Here is a 15,941-nt window from a genome sequence, read left to right on the forward strand (position 1 = left end):
GCTACCTCAGTCCCAGAGTCCCTGGATCCGCATGACGCCTGCGACCAGGCACATCACGGAGCCGATCCCGAGGAGCACGACGACGCCCTTGGGCATGCCCTGCTTCCAGAAGGAGTAGACGCCGCCGGCCAGGAAGAGGCCGACGACGATCAGCACGGTGTTGAGGCCGGTCACAGGGCACCCTTCGTGGAGGGGAGGATGCCGGCCGCGCGCGGGTCGCGCTCGCTGGCGTACCGCAGGGCGCGGGCCAGGGCCTTGAACTGGCACTCCACGATGTGATGGGCGTTGCGGCCGTACGGGACGTGCACGTGCAGGGCGATCTGCGCCTGGGCGACGAACGACTCCAGGATGTGCCGGGTCATCGTCGTGTCGTACTCGCCGATCATCGGCGCCATCTTCTCCGGCTCGGTGTGCACCAGGTAGGGGCGGCCGGAGAGGTCGACGGTGACCTGGGCGAGCGACTCGTCCAGCGGGACGGTGCAGTTGCCGAAGCGGTAGATGCCGACCTTGTCGCCGAGCGCCTGCCGGAAGGCGGCGCCGAGGGCGAGAGCGGTGTCCTCGATGGTGTGGTGCGAGTCGATGTGCAGGTCGCCGTCGGTCTTGACCGTGAGGTCGAAGAGGCCGTGACGGCCGAGCTGGTCGAGCATGTGGTCGTAGAAGCCGACCCCGGTCGCGACATCGACCTTGCCGGTGCCGTCGAGGTCGATCTCGACGAGTACGGAGGTCTCCTTGGTGGTCCGCTCCACCCTGCCTACGCGGCTCATGCGTCGTGCTCCTTCTTCATGTCGCGCACCGCATCGAGGAACGCGTCGTTCTCTTCCGGGGTCCCCGCGGAGACCCGCAGCCATCCCGGTACGCCGTTGTCCCGGACCAGGACACCCCGGTCGAGGATGTGCTGCCAGGCGGTGTGGCTGTCGGCGAAGCGGCCGAACTGGACGAAGTTGGCGTCCGAGTCGGTGACGTCGAAGCCGAGCCCGCGCAGTCCGTCGACCAGCCGGTCGCGCTCGCTCTTGAGCTGCGCGACGTACCCGAGCAGCGTATCGGTGTGCTCCAGGGCGGCCAGCGCCGTGGCCTGCGTGACCGAGGACAGGTGGTAGGGCAGCCGGACCAGCTGCACCGCGTCGACGACGGCGGGGTCGGCGGCGAGGTAGCCCAGGCGCAGCCCGGCGGCGCCGAACGCCTTGGACATGGTGCGCGAGAGCACGAGGTGGCGGCGGCCCGCGATCAGCGGGAGCAGCGAGGGGTGGTGGCTGAACTCGCCGTACGCCTCGTCGACGACGACCATCGAGGGCCCGGCGGCCTGGGCGGCGTCGTACAGCTCCACGACGGTCGCGGCGTCCACCGCGGTGCCGGTGGGGTTGTTGGGCGAGGTGATGAAGACCACGTCGGGGCGGTGCTCGGCGATGACCTTCTTCGCGGCCTCCACGTCGATGGTGAAGTCCTCCCGGCGCGGGCCGGAGATCCAGCCGGTGCCGGTACCCCGGGCGATGAGGGCGTGCATCGAGTAGGAGGGTTCGAAGCCCGTCGCGGTGCGTCCGGGGCCGCCGAAGGTCTGCAGCAGCTGCTGAAGGACCTCGTTGGAGCCGTTGGCCGCCCAGAGGTTGCCCGCGGTGACCTCGTGTCCCGCGGTGCGGGTGAGGTAGCGGGCGAGTTCGGTGCGGAGCTCGACGGCGTCGCGGTCGGGGTAGCGGTTGAGGTCGCGGGCGGCCTCGCGGACCCGTTCGGCGATGCGGTCGACGAGCGCCTCGGGCAGCGGGTAGGGGTTCTCGTTGGTGTTCAGCCGGACGGGCACGTCGAGCTGCGGTGCCCCGTACGGGGACTGGCCGCGCAGCTCGTCGCGGATGGGGAGTGCGTCCCAGGCGTTGCCGGTGGTGCTGTCGTGCGTCACTGCTGGGGCACCTTCCAGCCGAACCGTGCCGTGACCGCGGCGCCGTGGGCGGGGAGGTCCTCCGCCTCCGCGAGGGTGACCACGTGGTGGGCGACCTCGGCGAGGGCGTCACGGGTGTAGTCGACGATGTGGATGCCGCGCAGGAAGGACTGCACGGACAGGCCCGAGGAGTGGCAGGCGCAGCCGCCGGTGGGCAGCACGTGGTTGGAGCCCGCGCAGTAGTCGCCGAGGGAGACGGGCGCGTACGGGCCGACGAAGACCGCTCCGGCGTTGCGGACCCGGTCGGCGACGGCCGCGGCGTCCGCGGTCTGGATCTCCAGGTGTTCGGCGCCGTACGCGTCGACGACCCGGAGGCCGTCCTCGATGCCGTCGACGAGGACGATCGCGGACTGGCGGCCGGCCAGCGCGGGCTCGATCCGGTCGGTGACGTGCTTGGTCGCGGCGACCTGCGGGGCGAGTTCGGCCTCGGTGGCGTCGGCCAGTTCCTCGGAGTCGGTGACGAGCACCGCGGCGGCCATGGGGTCGTGCTCGGCCTGGCTGATCAGGTCGGCGGCGAGGTGGACCGGGTCGGCGCCCGCGTCGGCGAGGATCGCGATCTCGGTGGGGCCGGCCTCGGCGTCGATGCCGATGCGGCCCTTGAGGAGGCGCTTGGCGGCGGCGACGTAGATGTTGCCGGGGCCGGTGACGAGGTTGACGGACGGGCAGTCCTCGGTGCCGTACGCGAACATGGCGACCGCCTGGGCGCCGCCGGCCGCGTACACCTCGTCGACGCCGAGCAGGGCGCAGGCGGCGAGGATCGTGGGGTGCGGCAGGCCCCCGAATTCCTGCTGCGGCGGGGAGGCGACGGCGATGCCCTCGACGCCGGCCTCCTGGGCGGGGACGACGTTCATCACGACGGACGACGGGTAGACGGAGCGTCCGCCCGGTACGTACAGCCCGACGCGCTCGACGGGAACCCACTTCTCGGTGACCGTGCCGCCGGGGACGACCTGGGTGGTGTGTGTGGTGCGGCGCTGCTCGCGGTGGACCAGGCGGGCGCGGCGGACCGACTCCTCGAGCGCGGCGCGTACGGCCGGGTCGAGGCGCTCCAGCGCACCGCCGATCGCCTCGGCGGGGACCCGGACCGACTCGATCCGTACGCCGTCGAGTTTCTCCCCCCATTCGATCACTGCCGCGGAGCCACGATGGCGTACGTCCTCGCAGATGGGCCGCACCGTCTCCAGGGCGGCTTCCACGTCGAACTCGGCACGGGGCAGCAGGTCGCGCAGGGCGCCGCCCTCGGGGAGGGCGGCGCCGCGCAGATCGATTCGAGAGATCACACCGCAATTCTCTCAGACCGCTCCGGGACCACGGTCCCCCGTATCACCGACTGATACGTACCGGGACCACCCTTGTTGACTACGCGTGTTCATGTCGTCACACGGACGGGAAGAACGATTGTACGAAGCGTGGAGGTACCGCGCCCACGGAGGTGAGGCAGTGACCGAACCGCACGACGGGGAGATCCCCGACGGGCTCAGCGCGGCGGAACTGGGCATGTGGCAGGCCTTCCGGAACGGCACGACCTACGATCTGCGCTCCCACGATCCGGTGCGCGACGACCCCTTCGCGCCGCACGCCTGGGGCCCGGAGCGCAGTGTCGGCGCCCGGACGGTGGCGCGGCTGCTGCTGAGCGGGCCGCCCGCGCGGCCGGGGCGGGTGGCCGCCCTCAAACTCCGCGGCGTGCGCGTCACGGGGAAGCTGGACCTGGCGGGTGGCCGGGTCTCGCCGTACGTCGAGCTGACCGGGTGCCGCTTCGAGCAGGAGGTGCTGGTACCCGAGTGCCGTTTCACGACGCTGCGGATGGCGGGCTGCGCGCTACCGAGACTGGACGCCGCCCGGCTGCACACGGAGGGCGACCTGCATCTGCCGCGGTGCCGGATCGAGCGAGGCATCCGGCTGACCGACGCCCAGATCGGCACCGACCTGCTGATCAGCCAGCTCGCCGTGGGCCCCGACCGGCTGGGCCGCGCCTTCGTGGGTGACGGGATGTGCGTCGCCCAGGACCTTCAGGCGGAGATGATCGAGACGCGCGGCGAGCTGAGTCTGCGCGGGGCCAAGGTCGGCGGTTCACTGAGCCTGCGCGGGAGCCGGCTGCGCGCCGCGGAGGGGCGGCGGGCGCTGAACGCCCCGCAGCTGAGCGTGGAGCGCACGCTGTACATGACCGAGGCCTGGGTGAGCGTCGACACGGGGAACCAGGGCGCCACTCCCCCGTACGGCATCGCCTACGGCACCGGTCCCGTGCCGGGGACCCGGGCGCAGGTCTTCGAGTGCCGGGGTGCCGTACGGCTGGACGACGGGCGTTTCGGGGACGCGGTCGACCTGCACAAGGCCCGGTTCGTGCTGGCCGGCCAGGAGGAGCTGTCGCTGCGCCGCATCGTCACCCCCGAGCTGCGCTTCAACGCGGAGCGCCCGCTGGAGGGCCGGGTCGTGCTGAACGGGGCGAAGGTCGTCACGCTGATCGACGTGTCGACCAGCTGGCCGGGGCCGGGCGGGCTGGCGATGGGCGGCTTCGTGTACGAGAACCTCGTCCCGTACGGGCACTTCCCGCTCTCCCGGCGCCTGGAGTGGGTGCTGGCCGCCACGCCGGAGTACGTGCCGGAGCCGTACGAGCGCCTCGCCACCGTGCTGCGCAACTGCGGGGAGGACGCGGACGCCCGTGAGGTGCTGCTGGCCAAGCAGCGGCGCCGGCGCGAGACCCTGCCGCTGGCGGGCAGGATCTGGGGCTATCTGCAGGACTGGACGGTGGCGTACGGCTACCGGCCGGGGCGGGCCCTGGTGTGGATGGCGGTGCTCTGGGCGGCGGGGACCGTGGCCTTCTCGCAGTACCGCCCGGCGTCGATCAAGGGGGACGAGCACCCGCAGTGGAACGCCGCGCTGTTCGCCCTGGATCTGCTGGTGCCGGTGATCAACCTCGGACAGGACGGTTACTGGCGGCTGGAGGACGGCTGGCAGTGGGCGGCCGCGGCCCTCGTCCTCGTGGGGTGGATACTGGCCACGACGGTGGCGGCCGGGGCCTCCAGACTGCTGCGCCGCGGATGACCGGACGGCGCCCCCGCCGGTCCCGGGATCCCCGGTACCGAAGCGATCGAACGGTCTGCCGGAACCCGGCCGGGTGGCCGGATGACGGTCGACGGAAGGGCGCATTCCGGCCAGCCGCCCCACCTTCCTTTGCCCGGTCTTGACTTTTCCCAGGGCAACCCTCCCACTCGCCACAGAAGCTTCACAGGGGCCCCCTGGCGCCGCCCCCACCAGCGCTTTTCAATGGTCTGCACCATGGCCTTCCTCCGCGCTCTGCTGCGCTCCGCGCGCTCGTTCCGGTACGGCCCCCGGCTGTCCGCCGGGCTGCCCGGGGACGACACGGTGCTGCTCGACGCCCCCGACGAGCGGTTGTCACCCGCTCTGGTGGCGGCCGCGCTGGGGGACTTCGAACCCGCGGCCAAGCTGCTCGCGATGACCCGGGACGCCGCCGAGTGGGAGGTGCGGGACCGCTGTCTGACCGGCCTGACCGTCTTCGCCGACAGCCGCGACGCGTGGCTCACCGACTGGCTCGCCGCCGCCCCGCGCGATCCTGACGCCCTGCTCGTCAAGGCGGCACTGGCCGTACGCCGCGCCTGGGCGTCCCCCGCCCACGCCGAGCTGCTGCGCGCGGCCGGCCCGCTGATCACGGCGGCGGCCGAGGCGGACCCCCGGGATCCGGTGCCCTGGCGGCTGGCGCTCGACCACGCCCGGGGGACGCACGCCGGTCACACGGTCTTCGGGATGCTGTGGGAACAGGCCGTCCGCCGCTGCCCCCACCACCACGGCTGCCACCTGGCGGCGCTCGAATACCTCTCGGCCTCCTGGTACGGATCGCACCGCGAGTGCCTCGACTTCGCCGAGCGGGCCGCCGAGGACGCCGCCCCGGACTCGCTGGCGCAGGTGCTGCCGGTCCGGGCGGCCTTCGGTCTGCTGACCGACGAACGGGCCGCCGGGCGGACCACCTCCGTGCAGGACGACCGGATCGACGCCGCCGCCGACCGCGCGATCGGGTTCTCCGCCCTCTTCCCCGTGGGCGACCCCTGGCCGGCCGAGGCCCGCAACGTCCTCGCGTACGTCCTGGCCGCCCGGGGCCGCACCGCCGAGGCGCTGGAGCAGTTCCGGCTCATCGGGCCGTACGCCACATCGTTCCCGTGGGCGCGCGTGTCCGACGACGCCCTCGGCGGATTCCTCGACACGCGGGCGGAGGTACGGCTGCGCGCGGGCTCCTGCGCGCCCTCTCGCGGACGGTCAGGACACGGCGGGCCCGGCGGCCATTAGGCTTGTCCGTTGTGACCACCGCTCGCCTGCCACTCTTCCCGCTGAACGCGGTGCTGTTCCCCGGCCTCGTGCTGCCCCTCAACGTGTTCGAGGAGCGTTATCGCGCCATGATGCGCGAGCTGCTCGAGATCGACGAGGACGAACCGCGCCGCTTCGTCGTGGTCGCGATCCGCGACGGCCGCGAGACCGCCCTCACGGCCACCGGGATGCCGGACACGGTCGCCGCCGCGGGACCGGTCGAGCGTGCTCCGGCCGACGGCTTCGGCCCCGACCCCATCCAGACCTTCCACCGCGTCGGCTGCGTCGCGGACGCGGCGAAGATCCGCGAACGCGCCGACGGCAGTTTCGAGGTCCTGGCGACCGGCACCACACGGGTCAGGTTGCTGTCCGTCGACGCGGGTGGCCCCTATCTGACGGCCGAGGTCGAGGAGCTGCCCGAGGACCCGGACGGCAAGGAGGGGGACGCGCCGGCCGAGGACGAGGCGGGAGCCCTCGCCGAGGGTGTCCTGCGGGCCTTCCGCAGCTATCAGAAGCGGCTCGCCGGCGCCGACGAGCGGTCCCTGACGGCCGGCGCCGACCTGCCCGACGATCCGTCCGTGGTCTCCTACCTGGTGGCCGCCGCCACCGTGCTCGACGTCCCCACGAAGCAGAGGCTGCTCCAGGCCCCGGACACCGCCACCCGCCTGCGTGAGGAGCTCGCGCTCCTGCGCAGGGAGACCGCCGTCATCCGGCATCTGCCGTCGCTGCCCGTGCTCGACCTGACCCGCGCCCCCACGCACCCCAACTGACCCGAGGAAACCCCACGGTGGCCAAGAAGGCGAAGAAGCAGTCCGGCGGCACCCCGGCCACGGTCGCCCTGACCGCGGCCGGCACGCCGTTCACGGTCCACTCCTACGACCACGACCCGTCCTCCCCGTCCTACGGCGAGGAGGCGGCCGAGGCACTCGGGGTCGCTCCCGACCGGGTCTTCAAGACCCTGGTCGCGGACGTCGACGGCGAGCTGGTCGTCGCGGTCGTCCCGGTCGCCGGTTCCCTGGACCTGAAGGCACTTGCCTCGGCCGTGGGCGGCAAACGGGCGGCCATGGCGGACCCGGCCGCCGCGGAACGCACCACCGGCTACGTACGCGGCGGGATCTCCCCCCTGGGCCAGCGCAAGCGCCTGCGGACGGTCCTCGACGCGTCCGCGGACACGCACCCCACGATCTGCGTCTCGGCGGGCCGCCGCGGCCTGGAGGTCGAACTCACCCCCACGGACCTGGCCACCCTCACGCAGGCGGTACTGGCCCCGATCGGCCGCGCGTAGGCGCCGGCCCGGCCGCTCATGTGAACGTTCCGACAACGCTGCGAGGTGCCGTGGCTGTCGTCGCGCGCCCACCGGGAATTGCGGGACAGCCCTCAGCCCCGCCCCGTCCCCTCGCCCCGGGAATCCGGCCCACCGGCACCCGGACCGGGCCCGGCCGGCCCTCCGGCCCCGCCGTCAGGAGCGGGCCCGAACGCCTCCCCCGCCGCACCGTCCTCCCCGTACGGCACCTCCCACTCCGGCTCCGGGTCCCGGGGCCCGAACAGTCCCGTCAGCCCCAGGTGCACGATCATCGCCGCGACGGGCCAGGCGAGCACCGCGGCCCCCACCGCGTGCAGCTTCAGCGGCGCGTCGAAGGTGACCCCCTTGCCGACCGCCTTGGCGTGTGCGACCACGTCCGAGGTCGGCCCGAACCAGGTGCCGATCCCCCACGCGAGCAGCGAACCGAGCAGCCCGCCCAGAGCCAGACCCACCACCAGCGGAATGCCTCCGCACCGGCGGAAGAGGAAGACGGCGGCGGCGGACACGAGGCCGAAGGCAAGCGCGAGCAGGACGAACGTGCCGTCGGCCCCGATGGCCTCCTCGCCCTCACTGTTCTTGAGGAACACCGCGGTGTCGTCGGAGATCAGCGGCACCCGGGGCGCCAGCCACAGCCACAGCAGGCCGAGGAGTACACCGGAGGCCGCCAGCACGGCGGTGATCACGGCGCCCTGCACCAGCTCCGTGCGGAGTTCCGGGACGTCGGCCCGGTCCTTCGTGGCGGGCACGGCATGGGACCCCGACGGCGGGGCCTGCCAGGCGTCGTGGGGCTCGGGCTGATGCGGCGGCGTCGACGGTGCGTTCACGCTGCCATCGTGCCAGGTGGCCCGGCGGACCACCCCACCGGACCGGCCGGCGCCCCGCGGTGTCCGCCCCCACGACCGCCCCGCCCCGCACGGCCGCCCCCGCACGGCCGTCAGCGCACCGCGGCCCGTCGATAGGCCCACGTGGCGACGGCCAGGGACAGCACCCCGACCGCGGCGCACACCCCGAGGTCGAGGGTGACGGCGGCCCAGTCCGGGCGGGCGTCGAACGACCGGGCCAGCGCCTCGACCCCGTACGTCGAGGGCAGCAGATCGCGCGCCCACCCCACCGGCCCGGGCAGCCGTTCGGCGGGCAGTACGCCGAGCAGCAGTGCGGCGGACATCCCCAGCTGCCCGAGCAGCGTCGCCAGTTCCTGACGTGGCGCCAGCAGACCGAGCGCGGCGCCGAGCCCGGAGAGGGCCGCCCCGGCCAGCGGGACGACGGCGGCGAGTACCCACAGGTGGGTCAGGGGCAGACCGAACAGCACGCTGCCCGCGACCGCCGTGACGACGGTGCCGGGCACGGTGAACGAGGCGTACGCCCCCGCCGCCCCCAGCACCACCGCGGCGGCCGGCACGGGCAGGGTCGCGTAGTGGTCGAGTCCGCCGCCGGCCCGCAGCTGCCCGAAGTACTGGGCGAGCATGTTGAGCGCGACGAACGCCACGACCAGCACGCTCGATCCGGCGACGACGGCCCGCGCCTCGGCGCCCCCGTCGACGACTCCGCGCATCAGGACCATGATCCCGACGGACTGGAAGGTGGCGACGAACAGCAACGGGATCCGGGCCACCCTCGCCCGCGAGAGCTGCGCCCGGTACACGGCGCCCAGCGCGGGCAGCAGCCCGGCCCGAGGTGCGAGGGGCGCGGGCGCCGTACGGGGCGGCGGGCCGGCCGGGCCCCGTGACCCGGCCGCCCTCCCCGCGGGTCCGGCGGGAACGATGCTCGTCACCTGGCGCTGCTCCCCTTCGGCCTGCACACCTGCGTGATCACGCCTTCACCAGTCCTTCGGCCGCCCTGGCCGCGTCCCCGCCGAGGGCCAGGTAGACATCCTCCAGGCTGGGCGTGGCCAGCGTGAAGTCGTCCAGCGAGGAGAACGCCGCCCCGCCCGTCACCGCGGCGACCGCCGCCCGTGCCGCGTCGGGGCCGAGCCGCAGGACCCACCGGCGCCCCGACTCCTGGGCGGACGCGCGCAGCGCCGCCACCTCGGGGACGTCCAGCGGCGCCCTCTCGCGCCACACGAGCTCGACCCGGACCTCTCCGGCCACCTGCTCCTTGAGCCCGCCGGGGGTGTCGCAGGCGATGACCCTGCCGCGCTCCATGACGGCGACCCGGTCCAGGACCGTCTCCGCCTCGATCACGTTGTGGGTCACGAGCAGCACCGTCACGCCGTGCTCGGCGCGCCGCCGGTCGACGGCGGACCACACCGCGCGCCGGGCGACGGGGTCCATGCCCGTCGTCGGCTCGTCCAGGACGAGGACGGGGCGCTCCCCGACCAGCGTGGCGGCGAAGCAGGCGAGCCGCCGCTGGCCGCCGGACAGCTTGTTCAGGGGCCGCCCCGCGATCCCGGTCAGTCCCAGCTCCTCCAGCACGGCGTCCCGCGCGGCCCGGGCCGCACGCACCGGCAGCCCTCTGAGCCGGCCGGTGGTCTCGGCGGCGAGGGCCACGGTCAGCTCGTCGAGGGCGGTGGACTCCTGGCCGAGGTAGCCGATGAGCCGTGCGGCGCGCTCGGGGTGGCGTACGAGGTCGTGTCCCAGCACCTCGACGCTGCCCGAGTCGGGGCGCATGAGTCCGGTGAGCTGGCGTACGAGCGTGGACTTGCCGGCGCCGTTCGGGCCGAGCAGGCCGAAGATCTCTCCCTGCCGGACGTCGAGGCTGACCCCGTCGGTGGCGCGCACCGCGGGGGTGGCGGCGCGTCCGCGCCGGCCCCGGACGGCGGGGTAGGTCCTGACCAGATCACGCACCGCGCACACGGTCCCGGTCGCGCTGCGTGCCTGTTCTGTGCCCGTACTCACGAGGTACGAGAGTACGGGGTCGGATGCCCCGGATTGCGCCCGGCCCCGGGCACCGCCGCCCGGGGCCGGGCGGCGGTGCCCGGCTACTCCGCGGCGGGGACGTGTTCGGCGGCCGCCCGGACGTCGATCTCGCGCCAGAAGCCCGCCCGAATGGCGTACCGGTCGTGCTCGTCGATCTGGTCGTCCTTGTGCGCGAGGAGCCCGAAGCGGGCCGCGTACCTCAGCAGTTCGCCGTCGATGCGGTGCGGGATGCGCGGGTACATGGTGGAGAGCTTCTGCAGGTGGGCGGTCTCCGGCAGCCGTTCCATCCAGCGGCGGGCGAAGACCTGGCCCACTTCGAAGGGGTCGCCGCCGACGGTGGTGATGTCCTCCTCCCGGTCCGCCCAGCGCTGTTCGGCGCTGGTGAGCTGGGCCAGGGTCGGCAGGGAGGCCGTCTCGGCGGGTTCGCCGACGGGGCCGCCGCGTTCCACCCAGCCCTTGTCGGACGACCAGCGCAGGGTGGCGTTGGGGGCGGCGGGCTGGGCGGGGGACGGGGTGGCCTGGGAGCCGGGGGCGCGCAGGCCGGCGAGGTCCTTGGGGGTGGGGACGCCCTTGTGGTGGGGGGTGCGGTCGGGGACGGCGACCTCGCCGGAGGGGGCGGCGGTGCCGTTGCGCGCGGCGGCGGCCTGCGCCTCGGAAGCGCGCTCGGCCGAGGCGGCGAGGGCGGCCTCGGGCAGCGGCGCGGAGAGGATGGCGGCGATCTCGGGGCGCGGGACGGGCGTGGGGGCGCAGAGTCCGCCGGTGTCCTTGGCCCGGACCGCCCTGGTGATCCAGATCCGGTCGAGCACGCGTCGTTCGTCGGCCTCGGCGACCAGGTCCTCGGACTGGTTGTAGTCGCCGTCGGCGGCCTGGACGGCCCAGAGGTGGACGGCGACCCCGTGTTCCTTCGCCGACATCAGTCCGGGCAGCAGGTCACCGTCGCCGGTGACGAGGACGACGTCGGAGCAGGCGCGGTTCCTGGCGAGTTCGGTGAGCTCGGCGTGCATGGCCGCGTCGACGCCCTTCTGCGCCCACCGCCCGTCACTGCGCGTGAGCGCGCCCAGCCGTACCGTCACCCGGGGCATCACGCGCAGGCGGCGGTGCTCGGGCTGCGGGACGCGGTCGGGGGCGCCGTCGAACCAGTAGATGCGGAGCAGGGGCTGTTCCGTGTCGGCCTCGGCGCGCTCACGCAGGCCCTGGATCAGGGCGGCGTGGTCGACGGTGATGCGGGAACGGGCGGGCTCTCCGGCCAGCAGGCTCGCGGCTGCGCCCAGCAGATAGCCGGCGTCCACCAGGACGACGCAACGGTCCACGCGTTCCACCCTCTTCCAGGAGTCGGGAGCTGCCCGGCGGACCCGGTCGTGTGGGGGGGGTGGGTCCGTCTGCCCGGGTTCGCTCACTCAGGGTTTCCTTCGAGTCTGCCCGACGGCACCGGCGTTCAGGTCCGGAACTCGATCATCGGCGTGGCGGATCGGGAAACGGCGCATGATACCCCGCCTACTACACACCGTAATGATCCAACATGCGGCTTTTACGGTGCTATGTGAGTCTGACAGCGGTCCTGGCCCCGAGATTCCCCGTAGGAGGCATCACCATGGCCAAGAACAAGAACCGTAAGCAGGGCGGCCGGAACGACCGCGCATCCACCGCGGAGCGCGGCACGGAGGAGGCCAGGTCGACGGCGTACGAGTCGCAGGCCCAGGGCAGCCCCGCCGACGTGGCGCGCAAGCACCAGAAGCGCTTCGGCCACAACTGACCGGTTCGCGGGCCGCACAGGCCGAGAGGGGCGCCCCGCCGGTGGCGGGGCGCCCCTCTCGGCCTGTTCCCGGTCCCTTGGGTCAGCCGGCCAGACAGGAAGGACCGAGCAGGACCTTCAGGTCGCCGAAGAGTGCCGGGTCGGGCTTGACCCGGTGACGGTCGAGCCGGAGCACGGTGGTCTTGCGGGGTCCCTGGAGCCTGATGCGGACCTCCGTGTCGCCCCGGTGGCTGCTGAGGACCTCGCCGAGCCGGCTGACCATGGGCGGGGTGATCTTGACCGTGGGGATGGTGAGGACGACGGGGGCGTTGGTCCCGGCCGACGAGATGTCGGGCACCTGCATCTCCATGGCGACCAGGCGGGGAATGTCCTCGCGCTTGTCGAGGCGCCCCTTGACGAAGACGACGGTGTCCTCGACGAGCTGGGTGGAGACCAGCTGGTAGGTCGCGGGGAAGAACATGCACTCGATGGAGCCCGCGAGGTCCTCGACGGTGGCGATGGCCCAGGCGTTGCCCTGCTTGGTCATCTTGCGCTGGAGGCCGGAGATGATGCCGCCGACGGTGACGATGGCACCGTCCGCGTGCTCCCCGCCGGTGAGCTGGGAGATGGCCGCGTCCGACTTGTCGGACAGCACGTGCTCCAGGCCGAAGAGCGGGTGGTCGGAGACGTACAGGCCGAGCATCTCGCGCTCCTGGGCGAGCAGGTAGGACTTCTCCCACTCGATGTCGGAGAACTCCACGTCGAGCCCGAAACCCGGCTCGGAGGCGCCGTCGTCCGGTTCGCCCATGCCGCCGAAGAGGTCGAACTGCCCCTCGGCCTCCTTGCGCTTGACCTGCACCACGTTGTCGATCATCGGCTCGTGGTGGGCGACGAGGCCCTTGCGGGTGTGGCCCATCTCGTCGAAGGCACCCGCCTTGATGAGCGATTCGATGGTCCGCTTGTTGCAGACGACCGCTTCGACCTTGTCGAGGAAGTCGGGGAACGAGGAGTACTTCCCCTTCGCCTTGCGGGACCGGATGATCGAGTCGACCACGTTCTGCCCGACGTTGCGGACGGCGGTCAGGCCGAAGAGGATCACGTCGTCGCCCTGGGCGGCGAAGTTCGACTCGGACTCGTTGACGTTCGGGGGGAGCACCTTGATACCCATGCGGCGGCACTCGTTGAGGTAGACCGCCGACTTGTCCTTGTCGTCCTTGACGGAGGTCAGCAGCGCCGCCATGTACTCGGCCGGGTAGTTGGCCTTGAGGTAGGCGGTCCAGTAGGTGACCAGACCGTACGCGGAGGAGTGCGCCTTGTTGAAGGCGTATCCGGCGAACGGGACGAGGACGTCCCACAGGGCCTTGATCGCCGCGTCGGAGAAGCCGTTCTTCTTGGCCCCGGCCTCGAAGAGGACGAAGTTCTTCGCCAGCTCGTCGGCCTTCTTCTTACCCATCACGCGGCGCAGGATGTCGGCCTCGCCGAGCGAGTAGCCGGCGACGATCTGGGCGGCCTTCTGCACCTGCTCCTGGTACACGATCAGGCCGTAGGTGAGGCCGAGGACCTCCTTGAGGGGCTCCTCCAGCTCCGGGTGGATCGGGGTGATCTCCTGGCGGCCGTTCTTGCGCTCGGCGTAGTTCGTGTGCGAGTTCATGCCCATCGGGCCCGGCCGGTAGAGGGCCGAGACGGCGGAGATGTCCTCGAAGTTGTCGGGCTGCATCTGGCGCAGCAGCGAGCGCATCGGTCCGCCGTCGAACTGGAACACCCCGAGCGTGTCACCGCGGCACAGCAGCTCGTACGTCTTGGGATCGTCCAGGGGCAGGGCGAGCATCTCCAGGTCGACGCCCTTGTTGGCCTTCACCATCTTGATGGCGTCGTCCATGATCGTCAGGTTGCGCAGGCCCAGGAAGTCCATCTTGAGCAGGCCGAGCGACTCGCACTGCGGGTAGTCCCACTGCGTGATGGTGACGCCGTCGGTGTGCCGCACCCAGACCGGGGCGTGGTCGACGATGGGCTCGCTGGACATGATCACGCCTGCGGCGTGCACGCCCATCTGGCGGACGAGGCCCTCGACGCCCTTCGCGGTGTCGATGACCTTGCGGACGTCGGGCTCGTTCTCGTACATCCCCCGGATCTCGCCGGCCTCGCTGTAGCGGGGGTGCTTCGGGTCGGTGATGCCGCTCAGGTCGATGCCCTTGCCGAGGACGTCGGCGGGCATGGCCTTGGTGAGCCGGTCGCCCATGGCGTACGGGTAGCCCAGGACCCGCGCGGAGTCCTTGATCGCGTTCTTGGCCTTGATCTTGCCGTAGGTGCCGATCATGGCGACCTTGTCGGCGCCGTACTTCTCGGTCACGTACCTGATCACCTCGACGCGCCTGCGCTCGTCGAAGTCGATGTCGACGTCGGGCATGGAGACGCGCTCGGGGTTGAGGAACCGCTCGAAGATCAGCCCGTGCGTGATCGGGTCGAGGTCGGTGATGCCCATGGCGTACGCGACGATCGAACCGGCGGCCGAGCCGCGGCCCGGGCCGACCGCGATGCCGTTGTTCTTGGCCCACATGATGAAGTCGGCGACGACGAGGAAGTACCCGGGGAACCCCATCTGGATGATGATGTCCATCTCGTACTCGGCCTGCTTCTGCCGGTCCTCGGGGACGCCTCCCGGGTAGCGGCGGTCCATGCCGGCCCGGACCTCCTCCTGGAACCAGGTGACCTCGGTGTAGCCCTCCGGGATCTCGAACTTGGGCATCAGGTCGCGCTTCTCGAACATGCCCGTGGTGTCGATCTGCTCCGCGACCAGGAGGGTGTTGGCGCAGCCCTCCTGCCAGGCGTCCGAGGAGTCGACGCCGTACATCTCGTCCGTCGTCTTGAGGTAGTAGCCGGTGCCGTCGAAGCGGAAGCGGTCCGGGTCGGAGAGGTTCTTGCCGGTCTGGATGCAGAGCAGGGCGTCGTGGGCCGTCGCCTCGTGGGCGTACGTGTAGTGGGAGTCGTTCGTCACGAGCGGCGGGATGCCCAGTTTCCTGCCGATCTCCAGGAGCCCGTCGCGGACCCGGCGCTCGATCTCGATGCCGTGGTCCATGAGCTCCAGGAAGTACCGGCCCTCACCGAAGATGTCCTTGTAGTCCGAGGCCGCCTGGACCGCCTCGTCGAACTGGCCGAGCCGCAGCCGGGTCTGCACCTCGCCGGAGGGGCATCCGGTGGACGCGATGAGACCCTCGGACCACTGGGCGATGGTCTCCTTGTCCATACGCGGCCACTTCTGCAGCCAGCCCTCGGCGTACGCGTCGGAGGAGAGCCGGAAGAGGTTGTGCAGGCCGGTGCTGTTCGCCGCCCAGATCGTCTTGTGGGTGTAGCCGCCGGAACCCGAGACGTCGTCGCGCTTCTGGTGCGGCTGCCCCCACTGGATCTTGCGCTTGTGCTTGCGCGACTCGGGGGCGACGTAGGCCTCGATGCCGATGATCGGCGTCACCCCGGCCTTCTTCGCCGAGTGGAAGAAGTCGTACGCCCCGTGCAGGTTGCCGTGGTCGGTCATCGCGATGTGCGACATGCCCATGTCGTTGCAGGCCTCGAACATGTCCTTCAGCCGCGCGGCACCGTCCAGCAGCGAGTACTGGGTGTGGACGTGCAGGTGCGTGAAAGGCGGCTTGCTCACGGCGCTGTTCCTCCGGGGCGGGTCTTCAGGGCGGCGCGAAGCGCCTCGACGAGGGGTGGTGGTGGGGCGACGGGTGGGCGGTGACGGACAGGGGGGACAGCCTGGAAGTCTACGTCCTGGCGGTCCCGGGCGACGGGCACTCCGGGGTACGGTCGCGC

Annotated in this window: 14 protein-coding genes; 5 read left to right on the forward strand and 9 right to left on the reverse strand. The window is 72.1% G+C overall.

Annotation, left to right across the window (positions count from 1 at the left end; all coding sequences use genetic code 11):
- Positions 1-6 precede the first annotated feature (6 nt).
- Genes BA175_RS31195 through hisD form a run of 4 tightly spaced genes read right to left on the reverse strand, consistent with a single transcriptional unit; the run spans position 7 to position 3,207 of the window.
- Positions 7-174, reverse strand: coding sequence for a hypothetical protein (locus BA175_RS31195; protein ID WP_028440214.1), 168 nt, complete (start codon positions 172-174; stop codon positions 7-9).
- Positions 171-764: an imidazoleglycerol-phosphate dehydratase HisB gene (hisB, locus tag BA175_RS17660; RefSeq protein WP_069172394.1), complete on the reverse strand. Its 594-nt coding sequence runs from the start codon at positions 762-764 to the stop codon at positions 171-173. The genes BA175_RS31195 and hisB overlap by 4 nt, the downstream gene beginning before the upstream one ends.
- Entirely contained in the window at positions 761-1,888 is a 1,128-nt protein-coding gene (locus BA175_RS17665) for a histidinol-phosphate transaminase (RefSeq protein ID WP_069172395.1), read from the reverse strand. Before BA175_RS17665 ends, hisB begins: the two co-directional genes overlap by 4 nt.
- Positions 1,885-3,207: a histidinol dehydrogenase gene (hisD, locus tag BA175_RS17670; protein ID WP_069172396.1), complete on the reverse strand. Its 1,323-nt coding sequence runs from the start codon at positions 3,205-3,207 to the stop codon at positions 1,885-1,887. The genes BA175_RS17665 and hisD overlap by 4 nt, the downstream gene beginning before the upstream one ends.
- Before the next feature lie 160 nt (positions 3,208-3,367).
- Here hisD and BA175_RS17675 point away from each other — a divergent pair, with 160 nt between their 5' ends.
- From BA175_RS17675 to ybaK, 4 genes are all read left to right on the forward strand, one after another.
- Positions 3,368-4,969, forward strand: a complete 1,602-nt coding sequence (locus BA175_RS17675) for an oxidoreductase (RefSeq protein WP_069172397.1) — start codon at positions 3,368-3,370, stop codon at positions 4,967-4,969.
- Positions 4,970-5,191: 222 nt separating this feature from the next.
- A complete protein-coding gene (locus tag BA175_RS17680) occupies positions 5,192-6,226 on the forward strand; it encodes a hypothetical protein (protein WP_069172398.1) in 1,035 nt (344 codons plus the stop codon).
- A gap of 11 nt (positions 6,227-6,237) precedes the next feature.
- On the forward strand, positions 6,238-7,014 hold the full coding sequence (locus BA175_RS17685; protein WP_069172399.1) for an LON peptidase substrate-binding domain-containing protein: 777 nt from the start codon (positions 6,238-6,240) through the stop codon (positions 7,012-7,014).
- A gap of 17 nt (positions 7,015-7,031) precedes the next feature.
- On the forward strand, positions 7,032-7,529 hold the full coding sequence (gene ybaK / locus BA175_RS17690) for a Cys-tRNA(Pro) deacylase (protein ID WP_069172400.1): 498 nt from the start codon (positions 7,032-7,034) through the stop codon (positions 7,527-7,529).
- A 92-nt stretch (positions 7,530-7,621) separates the two neighbouring features.
- Here the strand turns inward: ybaK and BA175_RS17695 are convergent, their stop codons facing one another.
- The 4 genes from BA175_RS17695 to BA175_RS17710 form a co-directional block, all read right to left on the reverse strand.
- Positions 7,622-8,371 carry an ABC transporter permease gene (locus BA175_RS17695; RefSeq protein ID WP_175420861.1) on the reverse strand — a complete coding sequence of 250 codons (750 nt, stop codon included), beginning with the start codon at positions 8,369-8,371 and terminating at the stop codon, positions 7,622-7,624.
- 110 nt (positions 8,372-8,481) lie between these two features.
- Positions 8,482-9,318, reverse strand: coding sequence for an ABC transporter permease (locus BA175_RS17700; protein ID WP_069173088.1), 837 nt, complete (start codon positions 9,316-9,318; stop codon positions 8,482-8,484).
- 37 nt (positions 9,319-9,355) lie between these two features.
- Positions 9,356-10,339 (reverse strand): ABC transporter ATP-binding protein, encoded by a 984-nt coding sequence (locus BA175_RS17705; protein ID WP_079159659.1) that lies wholly within the window; start codon positions 10,337-10,339, stop codon positions 9,356-9,358.
- Positions 10,340-10,464: 125 nt separating this feature from the next.
- Positions 10,465-11,721: an NYN domain-containing protein gene (locus tag BA175_RS17710; RefSeq protein ID WP_069172403.1), complete on the reverse strand. Its 1,257-nt coding sequence runs from the start codon at positions 11,719-11,721 to the stop codon at positions 10,465-10,467.
- Between the two features lie 272 nt (positions 11,722-11,993).
- Here BA175_RS17710 and BA175_RS31200 point away from each other — a divergent pair, with 272 nt between their 5' ends.
- A complete protein-coding gene (locus tag BA175_RS31200; protein ID WP_175420862.1) occupies positions 11,994-12,155 on the forward strand; it encodes a hypothetical protein in 162 nt (53 codons plus the stop codon).
- Positions 12,156-12,237: 82 nt separating this feature from the next.
- On the opposite strand, the gene dnaE is transcribed toward BA175_RS31200, so the two are convergent.
- Positions 12,238-15,783 (reverse strand): DNA polymerase III subunit alpha, encoded by a 3,546-nt coding sequence (gene dnaE / locus BA175_RS17715; protein ID WP_069172404.1) that lies wholly within the window; start codon positions 15,781-15,783, stop codon positions 12,238-12,240.
- Between the last annotated feature and the right edge of the window lie 158 nt (positions 15,784-15,941).

Origin of the sequence: Streptomyces griseus (genome assembly GCF_001715295.1) — a bacterium.
Lineage (GTDB): Bacteria > Actinomycetota > Actinomycetes > Streptomycetales > Streptomycetaceae > Streptomyces > Streptomyces griseus_G.

What these genes read in the sequence shown, in the direction of transcription:
- BA175_RS31200 (WP_175420862.1), top strand. Translation starts at nt 11,994, where the DNA reads ATGGCCAAGAACAAGAACCGTAAGCAGGGCGGCCGGAACGACCGCGCA.
- hisB (WP_069172394.1), bottom strand. Translation starts at nt 764, where the DNA reads ATGAGCCGCGTAGGCAGGGTGGAGCGGACCACCAAGGAGACCTCCGTA.
- BA175_RS17680 (WP_069172398.1), top strand. Translation starts at nt 5,192, where the DNA reads ATGGTCTGCACCATGGCCTTCCTCCGCGCTCTGCTGCGCTCCGCGCGC.